The sequence below is a fragment of the Paenibacillus peoriae genome (assembly GCF_022531965.1).
Lineage (GTDB): Bacteria > Bacillota > Bacilli > Paenibacillales > Paenibacillaceae > Paenibacillus > Paenibacillus polymyxa_D.
Map to the genome: position 1 here is coordinate 3,716,749 of NZ_CP092831.1, position 25,538 is coordinate 3,742,286.

Here is a 25,538-nt window from a genome sequence, read left to right on the forward strand (position 1 = left end):
CCTTACTTCACCAAGAACCGTCGGGATGACGTAGTGTTTGCATATTTTTCAAAAATGTGTGGCTGCTCCTGCTTCAAACGCTTAGTGTCCAGGCGCGTTGTTTGACTGGACTTCCAAGTTACCAAAGGTTCCCCGTTATACGTGGCAACCTCATTTTCACCGATAGCTGCCTTTAGCTCGTTCTCCAATCGCTTAACCTGTTCTGCAGCCGCTTGTGCATCCTCTTTAGCCGCAATGAGCTTGTCTACCAGCAAAGCCTGCTCCTTCTCCAGCGTAATTTCTGTCGCAGGACGTGAAGCAGGATACAGCCGATTCAACAGATCCGTTGAGGCAGCGCTACCGTCCACCATCGGCGGAACCCTCGGAATTACATGCTTGTTCCAAAACTCGTCCTCGATCTGTATGAGAGAATCAATAATGCCCTCGTTTCGCTCGACCAGCTTGTATTGGAATTTCTGGCCACCGATTAAAACAGCGAAGTAACCATAATCCACACCAAGCACAGCCATGTAATGTTGGAGCTGAATGGCGTATTCGTCAGGAACCTGATCGTCGGCCCATTCGCTCAGTTTATAGGCGCTGGCCGTCTTACACTCCAGGATTCCAAGTCCTCGACCGCCCTTGTCTAAAATCAGGCGGTCAACGTTACCCAACATAAATTTATGTTCAGGGTGCTGATAAAGCTTATTACTGCGCTGTACACGTAAACCTGTTTGATTCATAAACTCACGGGCGACTAAATCTTCTAACTGGTTGCCCCAGTATGCTGCCTCTCCCGGCTCATCCGGTACGATCTGATCCGTTTTCTCCAGAAACACACCAACGGGTGATTTATACCGATTCAACCCGGCCACCGCGGACGCATCCGAACCACCGATACCACGCTTACGCAGTTTTAACCATTCGTCACGTTCGATGCCTTTGGTAACGGCTGCTACATTCATAGCCATACAAATTGCTCCCTCTTGTTTGATCAGCCCCTATCTGCTACGATAGGGGCAAGCAAATTTTAAGTTTTCAAAGAACCGAGATAGCCCGTTCCCGCGGGCTATTTTCCTATAATCAGAACTTGAATATTTCGCAGAGCTGAGAGATCATTGCCAATTTCAAGCCCATGATGAAGAGTCTTTTCAGCCTTTGAAATAACCTTCCTTTGCGATTCCTTTTCAAATTTTAAAGAAGCATATAATCCTAAATTCAACGAACAAGCCTCCACAAATTTGTCCATATCCACGGACTCATCCACCGTCATTTCTGTGAAGAAATCCAATACCTTTTTTTGTGTTGGACTCATACCTATTCCCCTTCCACAGTTTTAACTCCATCGTGCTCTGCAATTTGTCGGTACTCCACAATGACAGGTGCATTTTCAATGCTGGCGATAAGGTCGCCATTTTCGTCATGAATCGTAAATTCGGAATGAATGCTGTTTTCAAATTCTTTACCGACTGGCCTAATCTCGATTACTTCACGATCATCCAGCTCCGTACCCACTTCAAATACTCGTGTTGGATTGCTGACCACGGTCAATTTATGAATGATTTGCATATCGATCCTCCTTTCCTATGTACTTTCAAAACAGACTGGATTCGAACCAGCAGTCAGGCGCGCTCCGTCATATTCTGCCTGATATTCTCACCATCGCGTGTACACGTACCATCGTGTCGCTGCTTTGAGATGCGTCAGCCGCATCTTCAACCCACGGTGGAAAAATCGAATTCCCGTCCGGTGGTCGAAGACAAGGCCGACAGGCCTGTCCATACAAACCGTGGATTACATATCTTGCAGTTGTTCCATTTCATATATTGCGAGTGCAGCATATTCTTCAGGCATTTTCCGCAAACACACTGCGGCGTTATACCATTGGTCATATAGCTCATCGCGTTCCTTCCATAGCCGCTGGAGAGCTTCATCCTGAACTGAACGCTCCGCTAACATTGCTTTAAACATAGCTGTATTAGCTCGTAGAGCCTTGGTCGTAGAGACATATTTTTGAATAATGGCAAGTACGGTTTGTTGTGTCATCCCTATTTCACCCCTTGCGTTCAGGAAAAAAAGAAGATACAATTATTATCACAAGAGACTTTAACCAGGCTCTTACACGAAGCGTCCGGCCTATCCGCCGGGCGTTTTGCTTTTTCTCTAACTTTGAAATTTCTCCACTTAGCCAGTCCAATGCAGCAGGTCGTACATCAGCATCTACACGATCAGGATTGGTTGTAATCCAATTGCGAAGATGATTCAATTCATAGATTCGTGTTTGAATCGTACTCATATCGTTCGTGTTCCTCCAATCATGGTTACAATGTTTTGTATCATTCGTAGTCCATCCATCCCGTAAAGAAAAGCCACAAGTACCTCTCTTGTTCCGGTCACTTCCACCCAGCGTAATAGCGTAGTCATGTCGGGTATTTTATGGTCATTTTCAATTTTGCTGATACAGCTCTGTGTTCGATTTAGGAGCTCAGCTATCTCTTCCTGACTGAGCCCTGCCCGCACACGACATGCTTGCATAATGGCGCCAAATTTCATACTGGGAATCACCCCCTTCCCTAATCCGTAAATTATTCCATATTGGAATAGGCAAGCCTGGTATCTCAGAGTAATATGTAATCAGAGCTTCACTCCCCCCTATTGATCTCTTCAATCCGCTGATGCTGGTACACATCACGGATGCTTCATCCCTTTGAAGCACAGTTATAGCAGGCCAAAGTGAAATCATGAAATCAGAAAAATCATTGCTTTATCAATGGCCTTTCAGCCATTCGTAAAAATCCGATTTAAGAACAGTAACCGCTTCACCTTTTCGCCTCCCACGATTTAGATGTGGGAACGTTGGGTGATTGGTTAACTCCGTCACTTTAGCTTTGCTGTATCCCATGAGCTTCATAATGTGAGCTGGACGCAATACTTCCGGGTATTCTCGGTTCAATCGTAATTCTGTAAGTTGACGGTCCAGCTCCTCATTTTGCTCTGCTAGGTCTGCCGCCAAGCGGAGTGCTTCCGCTAATGTAGTTGGAGTCATCAAAGCTTTTGCCATGCTTAGCAACCTCCTTAAAAATAATGGCCATACTATAGGGTGCAGTCTTAAGAAGATGAAAGATAAGATTGACAGTTAAGTGGTGATCACTCCCCTTTTGCTATTTCAGCAAAATTATTTTCAAAAAAATTTTCAACACCACACTCAAGCTCATTAGCCAACATTGGCAAATGTGTAGCTTTGAAAGAATACTCACCATTTTCATACTTCATATAGGACGAAGCATTCTTCATATCAAGCGCATCTGCCATATCCTGAAGTGTTTTAGAGAGTTCCTTTCTTCTTTGCTTTATAAAACGGAGATTGAATTGATTCATTCAGTCCTCCCCCCTTTGCTATTTTAGCAAAGTTCTTGTTTACAATATACATTGCTAAAATAGCAAAGTCAATATTTAATTTGCTTTTTTAGCAAAATTCTTTTTTCTGTTTTAGAAAAATGTTACTATGATATTGCTAAAACAGAAAGAAGGGCGGTTAAATGGTGTCGGTTTCTGGAGATCGAATTAAACTACTACGCGAGGAACGTGGTTTAAGCCAATTAGAGCTCGCTGAACGCATAGGAATAAACAATAGTGTCCTTTCCAGAATTGAGTCAGGAAAGAGAGCTATAGAAGATAAAGAGCTCAATGTTTTTGCCGACTTTTTTGAAGTTTCCGGTGATTACTTATTGGGGCGTTCGATCTCAAGATCACCTTCAGGAGGCCATGCTTACATGAATGGCGGTAAAGATTGGACTGAGGAAGAAAAAGAAGTTGCTGATGCGGCGATCCAAGCTTGGCGAGAAATGAAACGTAAACAACGTGAAAAAGAACAAAAAGAATAATCAGTGCCACTCCCTGGTCATTATAAAAACGGATGATACGGAGGAACTTTTATGAGTGAACAGATCCTGAATCAAATTCTTAATAAATTACAAACAATGGATGATCGTATAGGTAATTTTGAAACGGTTCAACAGAGCCATGGCCAGCATCTCCAACAGATCATTCAAATTGTAGGAACAACTAATTCCAAGGTCGAGGAACTAACTGAAGCTGTAGATACACTGACTAATGATGTAGCCTCTCTAAAAGACAATCAACAAACCATGCTTCAAATTCAGCAAGAACAGCAGAAAATACTTGAGCGCCTATCCGTTCGATCTATTTCTCAAGAAGCAGACATTGCTGAGCTAAGAAGAATTAAATAATTTATCTTTTAACAAAAGCCTGCAAAGGCTTTTCTTTTAAAACAAAAATAGAACATATGTGCTCAATTTTATAGGTGATGATAAATGATTCCATATTACAGGCCTACGGAAAATGAACTATTGATATGTGATTTATACCAAACACTGAATATCAACTATCCACATGAATTGGATATTGATCAGATTGCAGCTTTGTGGGGAGCAGACATTGTGTATTACGAGGGTAAGCCTCATGCTTTCTGGAACGAAGAAGGCAGCGTTATTTTCTTAAATAATAGTGACTCTATTCCAAAACAACGATCTGACTTTTTTCACGAACTCTCACATATCGTGCAGCACGAAGGAGATCAAGGAAATCTTCCTGGTCTTTTTGTGGACTTGCAAGAGACACAGGCTTGGCATTTTAGCCTAATTGCTTCCATGCCCCACTATCTCCTGCCTGTACCCTTAGAAATGACCAAAGACGTATATGTAAGGCTTTTGGCAGACGAATTTCATGTACCGCAAGAGCTCGCTGCAGATCGAGTTGAGCAAATCGTTTCTCGGCTTCATGATGACTACTACTATCAACGAGAGAATGTAGAACTTCTGAAATCCAAAATTCAAATTGCTGTTTCATTTCAAAGACTCAACTCAAAACGAAAGGTAATCCCAATTAATAAATTCAAAGCGTAACTAAATTAAAAATAATTCGGAGGTCGCACAATGAAAGGGCATGTTTATCAAAGAGGAAAGACGTGGACTTATATAATTGATCTTCCATCTGATCCACTCACAGGAGGGCGACGACAGAAAACAAAAGGTGGATTTAAAAGCGAAAAAGAAGCTTGGAAAGCTTGTCACTTGAAAATAGCTGAGATTGAAAAAGGTACTTATATTGATGATTCAAAAATAACTATCACTGAATATCTACTAGAATATCTTGAGACACATGCTAAGCCCAATTTTAAACCAACGTCTTTCGATACAGAAAAAACAATAATAGAAGCTAGAATTATACCAGTCTTGGGGAAAATCAGGTTGCAAAGCTTGACTCCTAGAATAATAAAAACATTCTACGCTGATCTACGTAAAAGTTACTCCAAAGAGTACGTTAAGAATATTCATGGTGTGCTAAAAAGGGCCTTGCGACTTGCATATACAGAGTCTGGATTGCTTTCCGAAGACATAATGAGCAAAGTATCAATGCGTAATAAAGTTAATGCAAACGAACAGAAGGAAATGCAGTTTTGGACTATTGAAGAATTCACACAATTTCTCGACTCCTCTCGTGATCATGTTCACTTTATTGTATTTTCTCTTGCAGTTTATACGGGAATGCGACGTGGAGAAATTTTAGGATTGCGATGGAGCGATATTGACTTTGAACAAAAGGAACTGCGGGTCATTCAAACCGCCAATTGGACACGTAATGGATTGGTTATACAGCGCCCCAAGACAAATGATTCCATTCGCCGCGTGAAATTGTTCCAATTGATTATTGATGATCTTAGACTTAGACAAGAGCAAATAAAAGAACACAAAAAACAATATGGAGAAACTTATGAGGATAACGACCTTGTTTGCTGCTATCCATGGGGAGGATATATAAAGCCGAAGCGTATCACCGAGGGTATGGACGTGTTGGTTCGCAAGGCTGGAGTCAAGAAAATTCGCTTTCATGACCTGCGACACACACACGCTTCCTTTCTTTTACGTATAGGCATAAACCCTAAAGTAGCAGCTGAAAGACTAGGGATGACTCCTGCCATGTTCAATGAGCGATACTCTCACCTACTTCCTACAATGCAAGATGAAGCTGTAGATCGCATTGAAGCCGAATTAAATCATTACGTGGAAAAAAACTCGAACTAAAATCTTAGATTAAAGCTCTCGTTACAAAAAAAATGTCGAATATCGTCATATTCCAAGGAATTAATATGATATTGTAGAATTAAAAAGAGAACAATATCTAATTAATAAATGGGGATCAGAAATGAGATACTTTTTTGTTTTTCAGAATAAAACTTATCGTGAAGAGCATGATGGCGGCTTTTTATGGGCACCAAAGAAAAATAAGGACGGTAAAACCTTTCATCACTGGACTTCGATGACTTCAGTTAAAAAAGGAGACATCATATTCAGTAGTTATAAGGGACGCATGCACTCAGTCATCATTGCGAAAAAAAATTATCGAGAATCTAAGAAACCGGACTCTTTGGGATCTGTTGATAATTGGGAACAGGATGGTTGGATTGTTGATGCCGAGTATAGAGATATTTCGACACCAATTAAATATAAGAATTATATGAATGATATCCTTACTTTACAAGGTAAAAAGTATGCCCCATATAATTTAACCGGGAGAGGTAACACTGGCTATTTATTTCAGATAACTGAGGAACTTGCTAATTTTCTTTTCACAAAAGTTGGGATTACAGTTGCCGATTTAGAATTAGTCGCTAAAAGTGAAGATGAAATTATCGGTGATGTAGAAAATGATGTTTCTCAAATACCTGAAGAAACAATCAGGGAACAATTAGTACAAACTCGTGTTGGACAAGACAAGTTTAAACAGGAACTAATCAAACTGGATAAGAAATGCAAACTATGTGGACTCGATAACATTAATTTTCTAAGAGCGAGTCATAGTAAACCATGGCGCGACTCTAACAATAAGGAGAGGCTCGACAAGTATAATGGTTTCCTCTTTTGTCCAGCTCATGATACTTTATACGACAGAGGCTATATCAGCTTTGATAATGATGGTTCACTACTTATTTCTCCTTATCTCGACGATCTAAGTAAGTTATTAATGAATGTGGAAGCTCAAATGAAAATCACTTTACTGGAAGGCCATAAGCATTATGTAAAATACCACCGTGAACATATCTTTAAAATTTGATAAAAAGTTTTGTATTATTATATAGAGGTGTCGGCGATGAAATTAGTTACGGCGGCCATTATTCACAATGATGGCGAATTTTTAATCACCAGACGGGGCCCCGACAACAAACATGCTGGTAAGTGGGAGTTTCCTGGTGGAAAGCTTGAAATCGATGAAACACTTGAAGAATGTGTTAAACGCGAGATCAAAGAAGAACTTGGAATTGATATTGAGGTTGGTCAACAGTTTGGAGAGTCTGTTTATTCATATGGTCATGGTTCAATAAAATTAATTGTATTTTGGGCAACGTGGGTATCTGGTGAAATTCAATTAATAGATCATGATCAATTACGTTGGGTCAACAAAGAAACAATACTCCAATATGATTTTTTACCTGCAGATTTACCATTTGTGACGCAGCTTAGTAAGGGCGATAAACCTCGAAAATAAATTCACGTTAGCAAATACGTTAGCAAATTTTAATCGCTCCCTTTTAAATGCTACTTCCCTCCATTTTCTCACCCTCTATAAACAACAAAAAAACCCTTGCTACGCAAGGGTTTTTGAGGAAATGGGCCCTGAGGGACTCGAACCCCCGACCAATCGGTTATGAGCCGACCGCTCTAACCAACTGAGCTAAGGGCCCTCAAAAAAACATGTATATTCACGTCACATATTCATAACAGCAACGTTAATTAATATACAACATTTTCTTGTGTTTCGTCAATAGTCTTTCGAAAATTTTCTTTTTAAAAATTATTTTTGTGGACTTACGGAATAAATCGGACACCATAACGACCTTTGCGCGAGCGGTACACCTCCACTGCGCGGGGATCATTGTAGCCATACATCCAGCCGTCGTGCTCCAACCTTTTTGCCAGACATCCTGCCTGAAATTTAGTCGTGTACAGTCTGCCATAGTAAATCCAATACATCCGAGCTCCCTCTTTTCACATGATGGTAGGAGTTAGTGTAACCGGATCGAATTCGATTTACACGGCCTGGGCCATAACAATCTACAATGGTTAGCAAAGAGTACGAATCGCTCTAATCATTAGACCTATTGGCCTCTATAGCTCATCTTATTTACCAAAGGAAGCGGGGTCCTGGCGCCAGGAACGCAGCAGTTCCATCTCTTCTTCCTGAATGGTTCCTTCACGCAAGGCAACGTTCATCAGGGCTGTATAATTGGACAAGCTTTGCAGCTCCACACCCGCTTCTTCAAAGGCTTGAGTCGCTTTGTCTAGCTGGTAGCTGAAAATGGCCAGTACCGCTAATGGCTGAGCGCCTGCTTGTGCTACGGCCTGTGCTGCTTTAATGGAGCTGCCTCCTGTAGAAATAAGATCCTCGATAACCATAACCTTCTGACCTGCACTAATACGGCCTTCGATTTGGTTTTCTTTCCCATGTCCTTTGGCTTTGTCCCTTACATAGGCCATTGGCAGATTTAGCTTTTGCGCCACCCAGGCTGCATGAGGAATCCCTGCTGTAGCTGTCCCTGCAATGACTTCAGTTTCGGGGTATTGCTCACGAATAAGGGCAGCAAATGAGTCTGCGATCAGCTCGCGCACCTCCGGGTAGGACATGGTCAGGCGATTGTCACAGTAAATTGGCGATTTAATGCCGGATGTCCATGTAAAAGGCTGTTGTGGGCGCAATGCCACCGCCTGAATACGTAACAGATGGGATGCAATTTGCTCAGGTATACTATTGAATGTGGTCATACTTGTATCATCTCCTCAATAATGTGTTCCGCTGCGGCGCGTGGGTCTGCTGCTGCGGTGATAGGACGTCCAACGACAATGTAGCTGCTGCCTTGTGCAATGGCTTGGCCAGGTGTAAGCACACGCGACTGATCGCCTGTAGCACTACCTGCCGGGCGTATGCCAGGAGTTATCGTCTTAAAGTCTGATCCACATACAGCACGAATGGCAGGTACTTCCAAAGGTGAAGCTACCACACCATCCAGTCCCGCCTCACGGGTCAGTTGTGCGTAACGAACCACTGCATCCTGTACCGTACCAGGAATACCTAATTCCTTATTCATGGTCGTCTGATCCGTGCTGGTCAGCTGTGTGACTGCAATAATGAGCGGCATGGAAAGCGAGCTGTCTGCGGAAATAGCTGCTTCTGCACCAGCTTTAGCGGCTGACATCATATTAACGCCCCCAGCAGCATGTACGTTGAACATATCTACACCTAAGCGGGTAATGCTCTCTGCCCCTCCCCGCACCGTGTTAGGGATATCATGCATTTTCAAATCCAGAAATACGGAGTATCCTCTGGACTTTAGTTGTTCTACAAAAGCTGGCCCTGCACTATAAAACAGTTGCATACCTACTTTTATATAACAAGGAATCCCTTCTAGCTGCCGAATTAACTGCTCAGCCTGTTGTGCATTGGGATAATCTAACGCAACCATCAGCCGTCCTGCCATCTGCTGAAATGCTCCATTCACCGTTCTCCATCCCCTTTTTACGTCAATTCGGGTGCATTTGCCCGTGATAAAGGACATCCGTCAGCCGAAGCTGATGAATGTCCTTCCCTGTGCTACTTATTTCCTCACATCTATTCGTAACGCATTATTTGCTCAGGACCGGCATGGATTCGGATGTGAAATTGATCGTTTCCAGCATTCTTAGCAAAGCGCGTACTGTATCCAGTGAGGTCATGCAGACAATGCCATTCTCAACTGCTTCGCGGCGGATACGGAATCCATCACGCTCTGGCGTTTTGCCTTTGGTCAACGTATTGAAGACAAAGTTGGCTTCACCCGTGCGAATCATATCCAGGATGTTCGGATTACCTTCGCTCAGTTTGTTGATCGTGTTCACTGGAATATTGGCCTGCTTCATAGCAGCCGCCGTTCCACCTGTTGCAATAATTTTATAGCCCAGTCTGTAAAAGCCCTGCATCAACTCGACAGCTTCTTCTTTATCCTTATCTGCCACTGTAATGATGATCGCCCCAGTGGATGGAATTTTCATACCAGCTCCCACAAGTCCTTTGTACAGTGCTTTGGCATACTGAATATCGCGTCCCATAACTTCACCTGTCGATTTCATTTCCGGGCCCAGCGTCGGCTCTACACGGCGCAGTTTGGCAAAGGAGAATACCGGAACCTTAACCGAGACATAATTACTTTCAGGCCATAGACCTTCTGAATAACCTGCATCTTTAAGCTTACCGCCCAAAATAGCCTGTGTCGCCAGATTTGCCATCGGAATATTTGTTACTTTACTCAAGAAAGGAACCGTCCGCGAGGAGCGAGGGTTAACCTCAATTACGTACACCTCGTCTTGATGAATAACAAACTGGATATTTACCAGACCGATCGTTTTCAATTCCTTAGCGATGCTGATTGTAATTTCCACAATTTTTTGTTTCAACTCGACAGATAAGTGCTGTGGTGGATACACCGCGATAGAGTCACCTGAGTGAACCCCGGCCCGTTCCACATGCTCCATAATGCCTGGTACCAATACTGTCTCGCCGTCGCAGATGGCATCGACCTCTACTTCTTTACCCAGCATATAACGGTCGATGAGCACCGGATGCTCTGGATTGATTTTAACCGCTTCTTCCATGTACCGCAGCAATTCCGTATCTGAGTACACGATTTCCATAGCGCGTCCGCCCAGAACGTAGGATGGACGTACCAGAACTGGATAGCCCAGCGCCTGTGCGGTTCCTACTGCTTCATCAACTGATGTGACCGTGTTGCCTTTAGGCTGTGCGATAGCCAGACGAGACAAAAGTTGCTCAAACTTCTTCCGGTCTTCCGCTTCATCGATACTTTCCAGACTCGTACCCAAAATATTCACGCCTGCCGCACTCAGTGGAGCTGCGAGATTAATGGCCGTTTGACCCCCGAACTGGACGATAACCCCAATCGGTTTTTCCTGCTCGATAACATTCATTACATCTTCGAAGAAGAGCGGTTCAAAGTAGAGGCGGTCGGATGTGTTAAAGTCCGTAGATACCGTCTCCGGGTTGTTATTGATAATCACTGCTTCGTAGCCCGCTTTTTGAATAGCCCATACCGCATGTACGGTGGAGTAATCAAATTCAATCCCTTGCCCGATCCGAATCGGTCCGGAACCGAGTACGATAACTTTCTCTTTGCTAGATGGAATCACTTCATTTTCCACCTCGTAAGAGGAGTAGTAGTACGGAGTTGTGGCTTCAAACTCGGCTGCGCACGTATCTACCATTTTGTAGACCGGACGCAGGTTTTGAGCTAGACGGAATTCACGTACCTCACGCTCGGTTGTCATACTGTCGTTTTGGCCCATACTGCGAATCTCGGCGATCGAGCGGTCGGTAAAACCTTTACGTTTGGCCTGATAGAGTGTTTCGTAGGTCAGCTCAGCTTCTCCAGCGATGATGGCTTCGAACTTGATGATTCCCTCTACCTTATCGAGGAACCACCAGTCAATTTTCGTCAAATCTTGAATCTCCTGCTGCTGCCAGCCGCGACGGAACGCCTCGGCTACCAAGAACAAACGCTCATCATCTGCTTTAATCAAGCGATCCTTGAGCACGTCATCAGACAGCTGATCGGCTCCCTTAAGATGCAGACGGTGTACACCGATTTCCAAAGACCGTACCGCTTTCTGGATGGACTCTTCGAATGTGCGTCCGATGGCCATGACTTCACCCGTTGCTTTCATTTGCGTGCCCAGCTTGCGGTTGGCAGAAATGAATTTGTCAAATGGCCAGCGTGGTATTTTGCTCACGATGTAATCCAGTGTTGGCTCAAAGCAAGCATACGTCTGTCCCGTTACCGGATTCACAATTTCATCCAACGTGTAACCCAGTGCAATTTTGGCAGCCATTTTAGCAATCGGATATCCGGTTGCCTTGGAAGCGAGCGCCGAGGAGCGGCTTACGCGCGGGTTTACTTCAATGACATAGTATTGATAGCTGTGCGGATCAAGCGCAAACTGTACATTACAACCGCCTTCGATATTGAGGGCGCGGATAATTTTCAGAGAAGCAGAGCGCAGCATCTGGTATTCGCGATCTGACAGCGTCTGACTCGGAGCTACGACGATACTGTCGCCAGTATGCACGCCGACTGGATCAAAGTTCTCCATATTACAGACAACGATGCAGTTATCATTGCCATCACGCATGACCTCATACTCGACTTCCTTCATGCCTGCAATACTTTTTTCCACCAAACATTGTCCGATTGGACTGTATCTCAAGCCAGAGCTGACGGTTTCACGCAGTTCTTCTTCTGTGGAGCAGATACCACCGCCTGTTCCCCCTAGCGTATAAGCCGGGCGAACGATAATTGGATAACCGATTTCGTTAGCAAATTCTAAAGATTCTTCCAAGGTTGTTACAATGACACTCTCTGGTACAGGTTGTTCCAACTCGCGCATCAAATCACGGAACAGATCACGATCTTCGGCTTTTTCTATCGAATTCAGTTGAGTTCCCAGCAACTTGACGTTTTCACGCTCCAGCACTCCGGCGCGAGCCAGTTCCACTGCCATATTCAGACCTGTCTGTCCTCCCAGCGTAGGAAGCAGACCATCTGGACGCTCTTGACGGATAATCTGTGTTACAAAATCAAGTGTAATCGGCTCGATGTATACTTTGTCTGCCATGTTGGTGTCTGTCATGATGGTTGCCGGATTACTGTTGATCAGTACTACCTCGACGCCTTCTTCTTTGAGCGCTTGACAAGCTTGTGTACCAGCATAATCAAATTCTGCTGCCTGACCAATGACGATAGGACCGGAACCGATCACGAGTATTTTTTTAAGTTCTGTATTTTTCGGCATATTAGCGCTCTCCTCTCACTGCGGCGGCGATAGCAGCCTGACGCGGTTGCTTTGGATAATTTCTTTTGTGCTCACGGATCATGTCCAGAAAGCGGTCAAACAGGTAACCATTATCGTAAGGTCCTGGTGCAGCCTCTGGATGATATTGCACCGAAAACGCGGGATACTTGGTATGTTTAAGACCTTCAATCGTTTTATCGTTGTTATTAATATGCGTCACTTCAAGCTCAGTACCTTGGATCGAATCCTCATTCACCGTGTAGCCGTGATTTTGTGATGTGATAAAGCAGCGTCCGCTCTCCAGTTCTTTCACCGGATGGTTACCACCGCGATGTCCGAATTTCAGCTTTTCCGTATCCGCTCCCGAAGCTAAAGCGAACAACTGGTGTCCCAAGCAAATTCCGAAAATCGGATATTCCCCTAACAGTTCTGCTACCGTACTAACGGCATGGGGTACGTCTTTTGGATCTCCAGGGCCGTTAGACAGCTGAATACCGTCCGGGTCCAAGCGACGAATTTCCTCAGCCGTCGTATCATGTGGAACGACAACTACATCGCAGTCCCGTTTATTCAGTTCGCGCAAAATGCCGCTTTTTGCACCGTAGTCAATCAATACGATCCGCTCTCCGTTGCCAGGACTGCTGTACGGATGAGGTGTAGAAGTCATAGGAACCTGATTGCGCAGTTCTTCAATGGTCAAGTCAGACATCATTTCTTTCAGTTCTTCCAGCGGCTGGGAACCAGTCGTCAAAATGCCCTTCATCGTGCCGTGATGGCGAATAATCCGGGTAAGCATGCGGGTGTCGATGTCGCTAATGCCAATGATGCCATATTCCTTCAGCAAATCGCCCACGCTGTATTGAGCACGCCAGTTACTTGGCGCTGGCTCGTAATGTCTAACAGCAAAGCCATGGACATAAGGCCGTACCGATTCAAAGTCATCACGAGTAATTCCATAGTTGCCAATCAGCGGGTAAGTCATCGTTACGATTTGTCCGCAGTAAGAGGGATCAGTAAGCACCTCTTGATAGCCTGTAATCCCTGTGTTGAAAACGACCTCGCCTGTTTTATCACCTTCCGCACCAAATGATGTGCCTGTAAACAGCGTGCCGTCCTGAAGTAACAATCTTGCCTGCATCCCGTCTCACTCCTCTATATTGTTTCCTGCTATAAGGTTCTATTTTTTTAGTGGTTTCTATTTATTTTGCTTCGTCAGCAGACCATACCAGTTTGCCATCTACCCAAGTTTTCACAGGCCAGCCTTTGAGCTTCCAGCCTGTAAAAGGAGTGTTGCGTCCTTTGCTGGCAAACGTTTGCGGATCAACTGCCTGCTCCTGCTCCAGATCAATCATGGTCAGGTCAGCTGGAGCCCCTTCTTCCAGGCGTCCCGTATCAAGGCGGAAGACACGCGCTGGATCAGCAGTCATACGACGCACCAGAAAGTCCAGCGTCCACTGTCCGGTAGCTACGAATTTCGTGTACAACAGCGGGAAGGCCGTCTCAAATCCAACGATCCCGAATGGCGCCAGCTCCATCCCCCTTGCCTTCTCTTCCTCACTGTGCGCTGCATGGTCGGTTACGACGATGTCAATCGTACCGTCTTCCAGTCCCTCGATGCATGCCTGCACATCACGCGGGGAGCGTAGCGGAGGATTCATTTTCCAGTTCGCATCCAGCCCAGGGATATCCTCATCTGACAATACCAAGTGGTGCGGGCATACCTCAGCCGTTACCTTGATGCCAAAAGATTTCGCATGGCGGATTAACCGCACTGACTGCTCCGTGCTGACATGGCATACATGATAGTGTGCCCCGGTTGCCTCGGATAGTAAAATGTCCCGTCCGACGTGAATCGCTTCAGATTCGTTCGGAATGCCTTTAAGCCCGTGGCGCTTGGCAAATTCGCCGTCCGTCACTGCCGCTCCTTCAACAAGTGTGTTATCCTCACAGTGTGCAATAACCGGCATATCCAGTGCTTTGGCCCGCGTCATGGCGTCCTTCATCATTTGCGCGCTTTGCACCCCGACACCATCGTCAGTAAAGCCGATGGCACCTGCTGCTTTGAGCGCTTCAAAATCTGTCAGCTCACGACCCAGTTCGTTTTTCGTGATGGCTGCGTAAGGAAGAACCTTGGCTAGCCCCGCTTCCTGTCCCTTTTTCAATACCAGCTGAACTGTGTCCACATTGTCCGTCACTGGACGTGTATTTGGCATGCAGGCAATCGTCGTAAATCCGCCTTTAACCGCCGCGCGGCTACCCGTTTCAATCGTTTCTTTATATTCAAAGCCGGGTTCTCTCAGATGCACATGCATGTCGATTAAACCGGGGATGACCAGCTTCCCCTGGGCGTCAACTTTCTCGACTTCGCGCTCCTGCCCAGATGCGCCTTCTTCCATAAGTAGGCTGATTCCAGCATCCGCACTTGCGATAGCCAAAATCTTTCCGTCGGCGATTAGGATGGATTTCAATTCAGCCTCGCCCTGCTCGTTCAATACGCTTGCATTCATAATTAATTGTTTCATCTGAAATATTCCTCCGCTCAGTTTTTTGCAACTTTTCCCTACGATCCTACTGACAGCTTCTACAGCTTCATTGCCCGTTCCATAACCGCCATGCGGATCGGAACCCCGTTTGCCATTTGAGGAAAAATTCGCGATTGTTCGCTTTCCACAACTGCACTATCAATTTCCACATTCCGATTCACTGGAGCTGGATGCATGATAATCGTTCCGGGCTTCAGGTTCGCTGCTCTTTTCTCTGTCAAACCGTACTGCTCTCGGTATTCATCCGCTGAGCGCAACATCCCTTCGGCATGCCGTTCCAGCTGTACCCGAAGCATCATGACCACGTCCGCTTGTAGTGCCTCTTGCATCGGAACATAAGGCGCGTAGGCCGCAAGATCAGGTGCTTGCATATTATCAGGAGCGCAGAAGCTTACCTTGGCTCCGAATTTTTGCAAGGCCCACAGATTCGAGCGAGCGACACGGCTGTGCAGAATATCTCCTATGATGGACACTCTCAAGCCTTTAAGCTCACCGAAAGTTTTGCGCATGGTGTATAGGTCCAGCAGAGCCTGCGTTGGATGCTCATTGTTGCCGTCCCCCGCATTAACCAGTGGGACACTGACCTTCTCAGCGAGCTCTTGCAGCACTCCGGCTGGCTTTAACCGGATGACTCCTGCATCAATGCCCATGGATTCGAGCGTACGTACTGTATCGTAAATGGACTCCCCTTTTTCCACACTGGAAGCCGCAGCGGAAAAGTTCAAAACCTGAGCGCCCAGCCGCTTCTCTGCCATTTCAAAAGAAAAGCGGGTACGAGTGCTGTTTTCAAAAAACATGTTGGCCGCAAAGCGTGATTGCAGTACTGGAACCAGTTTTTCTGGTTGAGATTCCCAATAATGAGCGCGATCCAGAATGGACTCGATTTCATTTCGGCTGAGTTCCTTTAACCCGAGTAGGCTACGTTCTTTAAGTTGACTGGCTGTGGTGATCATAGCTGTTCCCCCCGGTTCTGAATGATTGTCACTTCGTCCTTACCGTCCGTCTCTTGAAGGGCTACTACGATTTCCTCAGATTTGGAGGTCGGGATGTTCTTGCCGATGTAATCCGGACGAATCGGAAGCTCACGGTGTCCGCGATCCGCTAGTACTGCCAGCTGAATCATTTGCGGTCGTCCGCAGTGCATCAATGCATCCATCGCCGCGCGGATGGTGCGGCCTGTGTACAGCACATCGTCAAAGAGAATGACTTTCTTATCATGAACCGATACGTCAGCAGGATTCATCAAAAGCTCTTTTCCATTTCCTTTAGCTTCGGCTACGCTGTTCCGGTCATCCCGGTAGGCTGTGACGTCCAGCTCTCCCCATGGAATTGGTGCGCCTTCAATCTCAGCAATTTTTTCAGCCAGGCGTTGCGCCAGATGAACTCCGCGTGTTCGAATACCTACTAGCACACAATCGTCAATACCTTTGTTTTTCTCCAAAATTTCATGTGCAATCCGTGTCAATGCCCGACGAATCGCAATTTCATCCATCAGTACATGTGTTTCATTACTCATGCTTCCAGCCTCCTCAGGTGATGTTCCCTTCAGACCTGGTCCCGTGTTCGGATACAAAAAAGACTCCTTGCCCAAGTTTGGCAAGGAGTCTCGTGTGAACAGTCTTCTACTGTTCTCCGATCTCTCGGACACACTGAAGACATACCGCCGCAGCGGATGCACTGATCAGTGATCCATTCACGTTACCTTGCCAGCCTCACGGGACTGATTTAAAGGTGCTATTCAGGATTTCCTTTGTCCTGCTTCTCATAGTGTGAGATGGTTAGCCATCTCTTGGACAAAGTTCATCGCAACTACAAGAAGTATGACAGATTGAAAATCGTGTGTCAACACCCGTTCAACCGGAACCACCGGAAGCACTCTAATAATTATACAATGTCATTGTATAATTATCCATAGTTGTTTTTACCCATGCCTTGTCTCACAATAAAAAAACCGCCATTTAGGCGGTTTAACTTAATAATTTATTCAGGTTTGTGAATAGGAATGCAAATCACCATTGTTTTAACGACTACGCAAGGATGCTAACACATCCTCCATATCAGGAGGAATCGGTCTGCTGAATTCCATGTATTCTCCAGTGGATGGGTGCTTAAAGCCCAGTACCGCCGCATGCAGCGCCTGACCATCCATACGAACCCCTTTGCTGCGCCCATACATAGGGTCACCAACCAATGGGTGTCCAATAAATTTCATGTGAACACGAATTTGATGTGTTCGTCCTGTTTCCAATTGAAGTTCAAGGAGGGTATAATCCCCCAATCGTTCAATGACGAGAAAATGGGTGACGGCATGCTTGCTGTTACGTTCCGTCACTGTAAACAATTTGCGATCACCCGAATCACGGCCAATCGGAGCATCTACCGTTCCCTGATCGTGGCTCAAATGACCGTGAACTAAGGCTATATATTTCCGAGTCACACTATGATCCTTAAGCTGTGCTGCAAGTGATGCGTGAGCCTGATCATTTTTAGCCGCCATCAGCAGTCCTGATGTATCCTTATCAATACGGTGAACAATACCAGGACGTAATTCCCCGTTAATGCCCGAAAGATCGTGACAGTGGTACATCAGTGCGTTAACTAATGTTCCCGAAGAGTGTCCCGGTGCAGGATGCACGACCAGACCACGTTGCTTGTTAATAACAATAACGTCCGAGTCCTCGTAAACGACATCCAACGGAATATTCTCTGGAACAATATCTACACTTTCTGCTTCCGGTACTGATAATACAATCCGGTCTCCTTCAGCCAGCTTGTAGTTCGCCTTAATTGTCGTACCGTTCACCAGCACACGACCATTTCCGATCCACAGCTGTATCTGAGAACGAGACACTTCCTTCATTTCTTCGGCGATATATTTGTCAATACGCGTTTTGGCATCCCCGGAAGCCGCTGTCCATTCCAGAGATTCACCCTCCAGTTCGTCCTCATAAGACAGACCTGCGGCTTCGCCATTTTCATTCACTTCGCTCATGCTATGACTTCCCTTCGATGCTATCATTGCCATTGCCATTTCCCTTTTCCCGACGCGATTCCAGCAATGTATCCAAAATAATCAATGCTACACCGATGACAATTGCCGAATCTGCCACATTAAAAATGGGGAACGTATAGCTTCCAAAATTAAATTGCGCAAAATCAACCACTTCCCCTGAAATAGCCCGATCCAGAAAGTTACCGACTGCTCCTCCCAGCACTAAACTTAGCGCAACAGGAAGTAGCTTTTGTCCAGCCTTAACTGTTTTTCGCAGATACCAGACGATACCGATCACCACTACAATTGTAATCACGATAAAAAGCCAACGTTGACCTTCCAAAATCCCAAAAGCGGCTCCACGATTACGATGGGAGGTGATTAAAAAGAAATTGCCGATGACTGGTATTTGTTCGTACAATTCCATTCGTGTAGCCACCAAATATTTGACTCCCTGATCAATCAAAAAAATTATTAGCGCAATACCAAAATAAATCACAGTCCTTCGTCACTCCGATCCGCTTATATCCGTTGTTGAACCCATTTATTGTAGCATAAGCGTTCTCAGATCGTCCACGAAACCCGCAAGCTATCAAGCACAGACCATCCATAAAATGAACTCCTTCGCATTTGATTAGAATTTCCTATGTAAAAGAGGTCTTCCCGGTGCAAACTACAAGGAGCATACTCGACACAACGCATACGCATGAAACCTAGAACAAGGAGAGGATTCCATGTCCCCATTGACGGAGCAACAATTGCAGGGCCTGCGTAACGAACTGCTGGAACGCAAAAAGGAAATTGAGCACCGCTTGCAAAACAACGACCATTACGGACTCGGTGATTCACAGCGCGATCAAACCGGTGAGCTTTCTCCCATTGATAACCATCCAGGCGATCTGGCTACCGAAACCTACGAGCGAGCCAAAGATATTTCCTTATTGGAGCATGATGAGTTTCAATTGGAACGTATCAAATCAGCCTTGATGGCAATGGACAAGGGGACCTATGGCATTTGCGCCGCCAGCGGTAAACCTATTCCCTATGAACGGCTACTGGCTGTTCCCTATACCATTTACTGCAAAGAGTACAGTCCCGAAACAGAAGTGTCTAACCGCCGCCCAGTGGAGGAAGAATTTCTCGCTCCCTCGTTCGGCAGAACGAGTCTGGATGAGCGTGATGATCAAAATGGCTTCGACGGTGAAGATGCCTGGCAGATCGTCGAAAATTGGGGTACATCTAACACCCCAGCCATGGCCGAAAGCGGAGAAATCCACAGTTATGATGATATGGGAATTGAAGCAGGCGACGATAATATGGGCTTCGTAGAACCATACGAAAGCTTTGTTGCTACTGACATTTATGGACAAAATGTATCTGTTATTCGCAGCTCCATTTATCAGCGTTATATCGAAGATGGCGAGGGCGAAGGTCTACTGGAGCCGGATACGCACGAAGACGAATCGTGAACTTCAAGGTGGAAATCGCTTCCTAATAGGTAGTAAGCTCCAATTGTCGTTGTACGATCCGTACAATATCAGCGATATAATCACCGATAATCGGCAAATTCAACGCTCCGAGCACTTGCAGCACATAAATAATGGTAGCGGCAAAAAAAGTAAAACCTAGCGCAATGCCGATTCCCCGGGAAACGCCTGATATTAGATTTAGCCAGAGCAATCGCCAAGGCTTATTCAACAGCAAAGCGTAATCTGCAATACGTGTCCGTTCCATCTGCTCTGAGACAGCACGTATCAGCTTTTCAACACGACTTAATCGCTCTGTCTGATTACCTATTTTGCTTTTATCTGTGGCTATGGCAGCTCCTTCTCCGTTCATCCCTCGGAGACTCCTCTTCTGTCTACGCCTTGATCGTGCCGTCATGTGCACAATCCCCCTTTTCCCATGGCTGCCCTGAACGCAGCAAACGAGCCGAAGCACGTAACGGAGAAAACCCGTTTCCGATGCTTAGGCTCGTTTTTATATGCTGCCTGTTATTGTATTATGGGACAGGGGGCTTGTAATTATTCCCCAATATGAACGCCGATGGTTTTACCGTTCACTTCCACATGTTCTGCCGGTTCGGCTTGACCAAATGTCACAGTCGTAACCAATACGTTCTCACGCAACACAGTGTCAAAGCTTGCGATGGCCTGGCGCAGCTCGTTATCTACATCCAACGTCAATGCCACATACTTTTCAATCGGCAGATCCAGTTTTTTACGGTAATCCTGTACCGCACGAACCACTTCACGTACCCAGCCCTCTTGCTCCAGCTCCGGTGTAATGTCCGTGTTCAACGCTACCGTTAAGCCATAACCGGAAGCAGAAGCGAAGCCTTCTTTCGCTTTTTTCTCTACCAGCAATTCTTCAGCTGTAACTTGTAGCTCTTCACCTTCTGGAGAAGCGACATTTAACATTCCCTGTTCTACAACAGTACGGGTATCCTCAGCAGACATTCCTTTGAAAAAGTTTTGTAGGAAACCGACATTTTTGCCGTATTTCTTGCCTGCTACTTTCAAATTCAGTTTCAGTGTAAAATCTACAAAGCCGCTATCGTCCGTCTCAACATGAATATGCTTCACGTTAATCTCATCTTTGATGATCTCCTCATAGCCACTCAGTTCAAAATCTTGATCCATGGATAGAATCAACTCGGACAACGGTTGACGCGTTTTCAAACCCGTTTCGTTGCGGACGTTACGCGCCAATTCAACGACACGACGTGCCGTTTCCATATCTCGTTCCAATTCCAGATCGATCAAGGATTCATTGGCAGTCGGATAATCATCCAGATGAACACTTTCCCCGTTACTCAGGTTGAGGTAAATATCCTCTGCAAGCAGTGGTGTAAACGGCGCAAGCAGTTTGGCAGTCGTTAACAGCACTTCAGTCAGTGTACGGTATGCATCCAGCTTATCTTCTGTAAGACCATTGCCCCAGAATCGGTCGCGTGAACGACGGATATACCAGTTGCTCAGCTCATCCACAAACGACTCAATTGCTTTGGATGAGTTCAGGAAGTCATTTACAGCCAGCGCTTTGTCCACTACCAAAATCAGGCTGTTCAGACGGGACAAAATCCAGCGATCCAACTTATGAGCCGATGGTTTGAACGGGTGCTGTGCCGGATCAAATCCGTCGATATCCGCATATAAGGTCAGAAAAGCATGTGTATTCACAAGCGTATCTACCAGCTTCGATTTAGCCTCACCTACGATTCCTTTGGAAAAACGTTTGCTATTCCATGGTGCACTATCGGACAACAATGCCCAGCGGAAAGCATCTGTACCATACTCGTCAATCACTTCCCACGGATCAATAACATTACCCTTTGATTTGGACATTTTCTGCCCTTGCTCATCCAGTACATGGCCTGTCGCCATGACAGCTTTATAAGGAGCTTTGCCAGTCAGCATAGTCGAAACCGCAAGCAAGCTATAGAACCAGCCACGAGTTTGGTCAATCCCTTCACAGATCATATCTGCCGGAAATTGTTGCTCGAACGTTTCATTATTTTCAAAAGGATAATGATGCTGTGCAAACGGCATGGAGCCGCTATCAAACCATACGTCGATCACTTCCGGTGTACGAGTCATTTCGTATTTACCGCATTGGCTACGAACCTTAATATCATCTACATATGGTTTGTGCAGCTCGATGTCCGCTGGTACGTCGCCAATCGCACGTTCCCTCAATTCAGCAATACTATGCGGAGCAAACTGTTCTCCAGTTTCCTCACAAACCCAGATGTTTAGCGGTGTACCCCAATAGCGATCACGACTGATGTTCCAATCCACCAGTTCCTCCAAAAACTTGCCAAAACGTCCTTCACGTACATGACCCGGATACCATTCGACTTCGCTGTTGTTGGCAATCAGTTGATCCTTGATCGCAGTTGTTTTGATAAACCAACTGTCCATAGCATAGTACAATAATGGAGTATCGCAACGCCAGCAGAACGGATAGCTATGCTCGTATTTTTCCTTGCTGTACAGCAGGCCTTTTTCGGACAGCATTTTTACAATATCTACATCACAGTCTTTCACAAAACGACCTGCAAAATCAGTGATTTCCTCTACATAGTTACCTTGAAGATCCACCACGTTGATGAACTCAACACCATTTTCACGACATACCCGGTAATCATCTTCACCATGCGCTGGAGCCATATGAACGATACCTGTACCGCTGGAATCTGTTACAAACTTCGCACCCAGAATCTGATTACCCTTCTCAGCCTGAAAATACGTAAATGGCGGGGTATAGGTTTGGCCAACCAGTTCTGAACCAGATAGCGTGCCAATTACTTCATGCTCGCCTTTAATGACGTCTTCAACCAGATTTTTAGCAACGATGTATACACCGTCTTCCTGCTTCACACGTGCATATTCCAGTTCAGGGTTGACGGCAAGCGCCACGTGACTCGGCAAGGTCCAAGGTGTTGTCGTCCAAGCCAGTACATATTCACCACTGCTATGCAGCTTGAATTTGGCCGTGGCACTCAGATCCTTTACATCTTTGTAGCCCTGCGCTACTTCATGAGAACTTAGCGTTGTCTGACAATCCGGACAATACGGACTCACACGATGACCACGATACAGCAGATCTTTTTCATGAATGGTCGCCAAAATGTTCCATACGCTCTCGATATAGTTATTATCCAATGTAATGTACGGGTTATCGAGGTCTGTCCAGTATCCGATCGCTTCGGTTAGATCACGCCATTGTTGCTCGTATTCAAACACGCTCGCCTTACATTTTTTTATAAACTTTTCAACGCCGTATTCTTCAATTTCAGGTTTATGGGAGATCCCCAGTTGCTTCTGTACACCTAATTCTACCGGCAAGCCATGCGTGTCCCAGCCTGCCTTACGTACGACGCGGTATCCCTTCATTGTCTGATAGCGGCCCACAAAATCCTTAATTACACGGCCCAGCACGTGACCGATATGCGGTTTACCGTTAGCTGTTGGTGGGCCCTCATAGAACACAAAATTTGGCTTTCCTTCACGATTTGTAATGGATTTACGGAATGTGTCCTCCTGCTTCCATTTGCTCAGGATGCGCAGGTCACGGGACCGTGCTTTTTCTTTAACATCCACTCTGTTCATACTGTCATACTCCCTCTCTGCTCATCATTGATTTCCCTAGCATTTCCTAAAAAAAGCAACAAAAAAGCCCCATCCCTGTAAAGGGACGAGACTGTGCTCGCGTTACCACCCTGATTCCGTAAAAATAGACCATTCTAAAAATACAGTCTCATCACGGCTCTCTGAGCCCCACTCAACTACAGCAGGGCGCCATTATAACGCATGGCAAACGGTGATTGCTTACACACGCCATACATCTTAAGCGCTTCAGCTCACTTCTCCGGGAGGATCTTCGGTCATGTTCTGAACGTTGGCTTGCACCGGAAGGCCAACTCTCTGAGGGACAAATCATGACGTACTCGTTCCCATCAACGAATTAAACATGTTAAATTCATCGAATATTAAACAGCAACATCGTTACCTTGAATAACAACCATCAGCCGACGGACGGATAATCATTGAATTCAGTATAGTATTTACAGTTATAGCCTGTTTAAAGTGAAAAGTCAACCCTAACAACGTCTAATAAAAGCTTGTCAGAAATGAAATTAATAAATTTCCTTCATCTCACGCTCGCGCTCCAGTACTTCGCGTTCCCGGTTTTCAAGAGCTTCCCAGCCGTCTTGGCTTAACAAGTCAAGCTGTGCTTCCACCAGTGTACGAAACCGTGCTCGGTAAATCGATGCCTGCTTCTTCAGCTCTTCAACCTCCAACGCGATCTTGCGGGATTTGGACAATGCTTCGTTCACAATACGGTCCGCATTTTTTTCCGCTTCCTTCACGATCAGTTGGGATTCTTTCTTGGCGTTGTTACGAACTTCATCTGCGGCTTCCTGCGCTACGATAATCGTCTTACTCAGCGTATCCTCAATGGTCGCGAAATGATCGAGCTTCTCCTGTACGTTCAACAACTCGGTGCTCAGTTCTTTATTTTCACGAATAACGCCCTCGTAATCTTTGATCACCTGATCCAAAAATTCATTAACCTGATCCTCATCATAACCGCGAAGCCGGCGGGCAAATTCCTTGTTATGTATATCCAATGGCGTTAATGGCATGCCGTCCACCTCCTATAAGATTGACAAAAATACATTTTCCGCGTCACGACGCTCACTATCATCTATCGGTCATCATACCCCGTTTTGTGAATACTGTACAGAGCAAAATCGTTCCAGTTCTTCGCTATAGCTTAATTCTTTCGACAGAAAGCTCGTGATTCCTGCCTACAGCTATACAAACTTACCAATTTTGACACGGAATCTTCCCTTTTTTGTCATCCCGTCTGTTTCAAGCACTTTGAAACGCCCAAAACCCTGCATGGAAATAACGTCTCCAGCTTTAAGTGGAGTGGATGGATTCTCCTCCACCTTCCAATTTACCCTGCACCGTCCCGCCCGAATCGGTGTTAATATTTTACTGCGGCTTAGCTTGTACACATCGCTAGCAATACCGTCCAGACGCAAAGAAGCGACCGTCAGGTCTAGCGTCTCTAATGCAACTTCCTTCGTTCGCAGACTCGCTACAGGCAATAGTTCTGTCCATACATGAACACGGTGTACCTGCTGCAAATGCATCGTCATAAAATTACCGATCTCTGAAGCTACCAATACATGACACCCATCATCTAGTACATGAATATCTCCAATTTTCCCACGTTTGATTCCAAGTCCCAGTAGGGCACCTAGATAATCACCGTGCTCAAGGGTACCTATTTTAAGATCGTCAGATGTGATGGAAAGGACCTGAATCCCCATCTCCTCACCGTCCAAATACGAATAATCGGGCGCAATCAGCGCCCGCTTTCGTTCCGAAGCCATGTATCCGCCATCTACCCTAATCGTGACCTTGTCTTCCTTCGAAGCAAGTGTCTCCAATATGTACTGTTGGCGCGGGTCCAAGAAATCAGTCAGCTTCTGCTCATGATAAGCCCCCGCATGACTGATCCATTCGGAAGCACGATCCACATAATCCCGTTCATCCGGGTGAAAATGCTCATAAATCTCAGTTCGCATAACTC

Annotated in this window: 29 protein-coding genes, 1 tRNA gene and 1 other annotated feature; of the genes, 7 read left to right on the forward strand and 23 right to left on the reverse strand. The window is 45.6% G+C overall.

Annotated features, from left to right (window positions below; genetic code table 11):
- Positions 1 to 2: 2 nt before the first annotated feature.
- The 8 genes from MLD56_RS16420 to MLD56_RS16455 all read right to left on the reverse strand — a co-directional run bounded on the left by MLD56_RS16420 (position 3) and on the right by MLD56_RS16455 (position 3,357).
- The gene (locus MLD56_RS16420; protein WP_241113362.1) at positions 3 to 950 is read right to left on the reverse strand and encodes a YqaJ viral recombinase family nuclease; all 948 of its coding nucleotides are present in this window, start codon (positions 948 to 950) and stop codon (positions 3 to 5) included.
- Positions 951 to 1,048: 98 nt separating this feature from the next.
- Positions 1,049 to 1,294 carry a hypothetical protein gene (locus MLD56_RS16425; protein ID WP_241113363.1) on the reverse strand — a complete coding sequence of 82 codons (246 nt, stop codon included), beginning with the start codon at positions 1,292 to 1,294 and terminating at the stop codon, positions 1,049 to 1,051.
- 2 nt (positions 1,295 to 1,296) lie between these two features.
- Positions 1,297 to 1,548: a hypothetical protein gene (locus tag MLD56_RS16430; protein WP_241113364.1), complete on the reverse strand. Its 252-nt coding sequence runs from the start codon at positions 1,546 to 1,548 to the stop codon at positions 1,297 to 1,299.
- 225 nt (positions 1,549 to 1,773) lie between these two features.
- Positions 1,774 to 2,025: a hypothetical protein gene (locus MLD56_RS16435; protein ID WP_241113365.1), complete on the reverse strand. Its 252-nt coding sequence runs from the start codon at positions 2,023 to 2,025 to the stop codon at positions 1,774 to 1,776.
- Positions 2,026 to 2,032: 7 nt separating this feature from the next.
- Positions 2,033 to 2,275, reverse strand: coding sequence for a hypothetical protein (locus MLD56_RS16440; protein ID WP_241113366.1), 243 nt, complete (start codon positions 2,273 to 2,275; stop codon positions 2,033 to 2,035).
- Positions 2,272 to 2,532 (reverse strand): helix-turn-helix domain-containing protein, encoded by a 261-nt coding sequence (locus MLD56_RS16445; RefSeq protein ID WP_241113367.1) that lies wholly within the window; start codon positions 2,530 to 2,532, stop codon positions 2,272 to 2,274. Before MLD56_RS16445 ends, MLD56_RS16440 begins: the two co-directional genes overlap by 4 nt.
- Positions 2,533 to 2,746: 214 nt before the next feature.
- The gene (locus MLD56_RS16450; protein WP_241113368.1) at positions 2,747 to 3,040 is read right to left on the reverse strand and encodes a hypothetical protein; all 294 of its coding nucleotides are present in this window, start codon (positions 3,038 to 3,040) and stop codon (positions 2,747 to 2,749) included.
- Between the two features lie 86 nt (positions 3,041 to 3,126).
- A complete protein-coding gene (locus MLD56_RS16455) occupies positions 3,127 to 3,357 on the reverse strand; it encodes a helix-turn-helix domain-containing protein (protein ID WP_241113369.1) in 231 nt (76 codons plus the stop codon).
- A gap of 161 nt (positions 3,358 to 3,518) precedes the next feature.
- Between MLD56_RS16455 and MLD56_RS16460 the strand changes: the two genes are divergently transcribed.
- The 6 genes from MLD56_RS16460 to MLD56_RS16485 all read left to right on the forward strand — a co-directional run bounded on the left by MLD56_RS16460 (position 3,519) and on the right by MLD56_RS16485 (position 7,545).
- The gene (locus MLD56_RS16460) at positions 3,519 to 3,863 is read left to right on the forward strand and encodes a helix-turn-helix domain-containing protein (RefSeq protein WP_241113370.1); all 345 of its coding nucleotides are present in this window, start codon (positions 3,519 to 3,521) and stop codon (positions 3,861 to 3,863) included.
- Between the two features lie 51 nt (positions 3,864 to 3,914).
- Complete coding sequence (locus tag MLD56_RS16465; RefSeq protein ID WP_241113371.1) at positions 3,915 to 4,229, forward strand: hypothetical protein; 315 nt, start codon at positions 3,915 to 3,917, stop codon at positions 4,227 to 4,229.
- An 84-nt stretch (positions 4,230 to 4,313) separates the two neighbouring features.
- Positions 4,314 to 4,904 (forward strand): ImmA/IrrE family metallo-endopeptidase, encoded by a 591-nt coding sequence (locus MLD56_RS16470; RefSeq protein WP_241113372.1) that lies wholly within the window; start codon positions 4,314 to 4,316, stop codon positions 4,902 to 4,904.
- Positions 4,905 to 4,934: 30 nt separating this feature from the next.
- On the forward strand, positions 4,935 to 6,083 hold the full coding sequence (locus MLD56_RS16475; RefSeq protein ID WP_241113373.1) for a site-specific integrase: 1,149 nt from the start codon (positions 4,935 to 4,937) through the stop codon (positions 6,081 to 6,083).
- Positions 6,084 to 6,204: 121 nt separating this feature from the next.
- Positions 6,205 to 7,113 carry an HNH endonuclease gene (locus MLD56_RS16480; protein WP_241113374.1) on the forward strand — a complete coding sequence of 303 codons (909 nt, stop codon included), beginning with the start codon at positions 6,205 to 6,207 and terminating at the stop codon, positions 7,111 to 7,113.
- A 36-nt stretch (positions 7,114 to 7,149) separates the two neighbouring features.
- Entirely contained in the window at positions 7,150 to 7,545 is a 396-nt protein-coding gene (locus tag MLD56_RS16485; protein ID WP_241113375.1) for a (deoxy)nucleoside triphosphate pyrophosphohydrolase, read from the forward strand.
- A 122-nt stretch (positions 7,546 to 7,667) separates the two neighbouring features.
- Here the strand turns inward: MLD56_RS16485 and MLD56_RS16490 are convergent.
- The 11 genes from MLD56_RS16490 to lspA form a co-directional block, all read right to left on the reverse strand.
- Positions 7,668 to 7,741: transfer RNA gene (locus MLD56_RS16490), tRNA-Ile, on the reverse strand.
- Between the two features lie 124 nt (positions 7,742 to 7,865).
- Positions 7,866 to 8,030, reverse strand: a complete 165-nt coding sequence (locus tag MLD56_RS16495; protein ID WP_014282411.1) for a hypothetical protein — start codon at positions 8,028 to 8,030, stop codon at positions 7,866 to 7,868.
- 147 nt (positions 8,031 to 8,177) lie between these two features.
- Positions 8,178 to 8,819 (reverse strand): orotate phosphoribosyltransferase, encoded by a 642-nt coding sequence (gene pyrE, locus MLD56_RS16500; RefSeq protein WP_013311063.1) that lies wholly within the window; start codon positions 8,817 to 8,819, stop codon positions 8,178 to 8,180.
- Positions 8,816 to 9,610 carry an orotidine-5'-phosphate decarboxylase gene (gene pyrF, locus MLD56_RS16505; RefSeq protein WP_080658631.1) on the reverse strand — a complete coding sequence of 265 codons (795 nt, stop codon included), beginning with the start codon at positions 9,608 to 9,610 and terminating at the stop codon, positions 8,816 to 8,818. The genes pyrE and pyrF overlap by 4 nt, the downstream gene beginning before the upstream one ends.
- 67 nt (positions 9,611 to 9,677) lie before the next feature.
- The gene (gene carB / locus MLD56_RS16510) at positions 9,678 to 12,893 is read right to left on the reverse strand and encodes a carbamoyl-phosphate synthase large subunit (RefSeq protein WP_029517733.1); all 3,216 of its coding nucleotides are present in this window, start codon (positions 12,891 to 12,893) and stop codon (positions 9,678 to 9,680) included.
- A gap of 1 nt (position 12,894) precedes the next feature.
- On the reverse strand, positions 12,895 to 14,031 hold the full coding sequence (carA, locus tag MLD56_RS16515; protein ID WP_029517734.1) for a glutamine-hydrolyzing carbamoyl-phosphate synthase small subunit: 1,137 nt from the start codon (positions 14,029 to 14,031) through the stop codon (positions 12,895 to 12,897).
- A 61-nt stretch (positions 14,032 to 14,092) separates the two neighbouring features.
- Positions 14,093 to 15,415: a dihydroorotase gene (locus MLD56_RS16520; RefSeq protein ID WP_029517735.1), complete on the reverse strand. Its 1,323-nt coding sequence runs from the start codon at positions 15,413 to 15,415 to the stop codon at positions 14,093 to 14,095.
- Between the two features lie 59 nt (positions 15,416 to 15,474).
- Positions 15,475 to 16,389 carry an aspartate carbamoyltransferase catalytic subunit gene (locus MLD56_RS16525; protein ID WP_023989427.1) on the reverse strand — a complete coding sequence of 305 codons (915 nt, stop codon included), beginning with the start codon at positions 16,387 to 16,389 and terminating at the stop codon, positions 15,475 to 15,477.
- Positions 16,386 to 16,952 (reverse strand): bifunctional pyr operon transcriptional regulator/uracil phosphoribosyltransferase PyrR, encoded by a 567-nt coding sequence (gene pyrR, locus MLD56_RS16530; protein ID WP_029517736.1) that lies wholly within the window; start codon positions 16,950 to 16,952, stop codon positions 16,386 to 16,388. The genes MLD56_RS16525 and pyrR overlap by 4 nt, the downstream gene beginning before the upstream one ends.
- 504 nt (positions 16,953 to 17,456) lie before the next feature.
- Complete coding sequence (locus MLD56_RS16535; protein WP_029517737.1) at positions 17,457 to 18,428, reverse strand: RluA family pseudouridine synthase; 972 nt, start codon at positions 18,426 to 18,428, stop codon at positions 17,457 to 17,459.
- Position 18,429: 1 nt separating this feature from the next.
- Complete coding sequence (gene lspA, locus MLD56_RS16540; RefSeq protein WP_029517738.1) at positions 18,430 to 18,927, reverse strand: signal peptidase II; 498 nt, start codon at positions 18,925 to 18,927, stop codon at positions 18,430 to 18,432.
- Positions 18,928 to 19,162: 235 nt separating this feature from the next.
- Between lspA and MLD56_RS16545 the strand changes: the two genes are divergently transcribed.
- A complete protein-coding gene (locus MLD56_RS16545) occupies positions 19,163 to 19,897 on the forward strand; it encodes a TraR/DksA C4-type zinc finger protein (protein ID WP_029517739.1) in 735 nt (244 codons plus the stop codon).
- Positions 19,898 to 19,919: 22 nt separating this feature from the next.
- On the opposite strand, the gene MLD56_RS16550 is transcribed toward MLD56_RS16545, so the two are convergent.
- The 4 genes from MLD56_RS16550 to MLD56_RS16565 all read right to left on the reverse strand — a co-directional run bounded on the left by MLD56_RS16550 (position 19,920) and on the right by MLD56_RS16565 (position 25,533).
- Positions 19,920 to 20,267 (reverse strand): DUF5665 domain-containing protein, encoded by a 348-nt coding sequence (locus MLD56_RS16550; RefSeq protein ID WP_029517740.1) that lies wholly within the window; start codon positions 20,265 to 20,267, stop codon positions 19,920 to 19,922.
- A 185-nt stretch (positions 20,268 to 20,452) separates the two neighbouring features.
- A complete protein-coding gene (ileS, locus tag MLD56_RS16555) occupies positions 20,453 to 23,542 on the reverse strand; it encodes an isoleucine--tRNA ligase (RefSeq protein WP_029517741.1) in 3,090 nt (1,029 codons plus the stop codon).
- A gap of 78 nt (positions 23,543 to 23,620) precedes the next feature.
- Positions 23,621 to 23,902: a binding site (T-box leader), on the reverse strand.
- A gap of 167 nt (positions 23,903 to 24,069) precedes the next feature.
- Positions 24,070 to 24,579: a DivIVA domain-containing protein gene (locus MLD56_RS16560; protein WP_023989434.1), complete on the reverse strand. Its 510-nt coding sequence runs from the start codon at positions 24,577 to 24,579 to the stop codon at positions 24,070 to 24,072.
- Positions 24,580 to 24,750: 171 nt separating this feature from the next.
- Positions 24,751 to 25,533 (reverse strand): YlmH family RNA-binding protein, encoded by a 783-nt coding sequence (locus MLD56_RS16565; RefSeq protein ID WP_029517742.1) that lies wholly within the window; start codon positions 25,531 to 25,533, stop codon positions 24,751 to 24,753.
- Positions 25,534 to 25,538 lie beyond the last annotated feature (5 nt).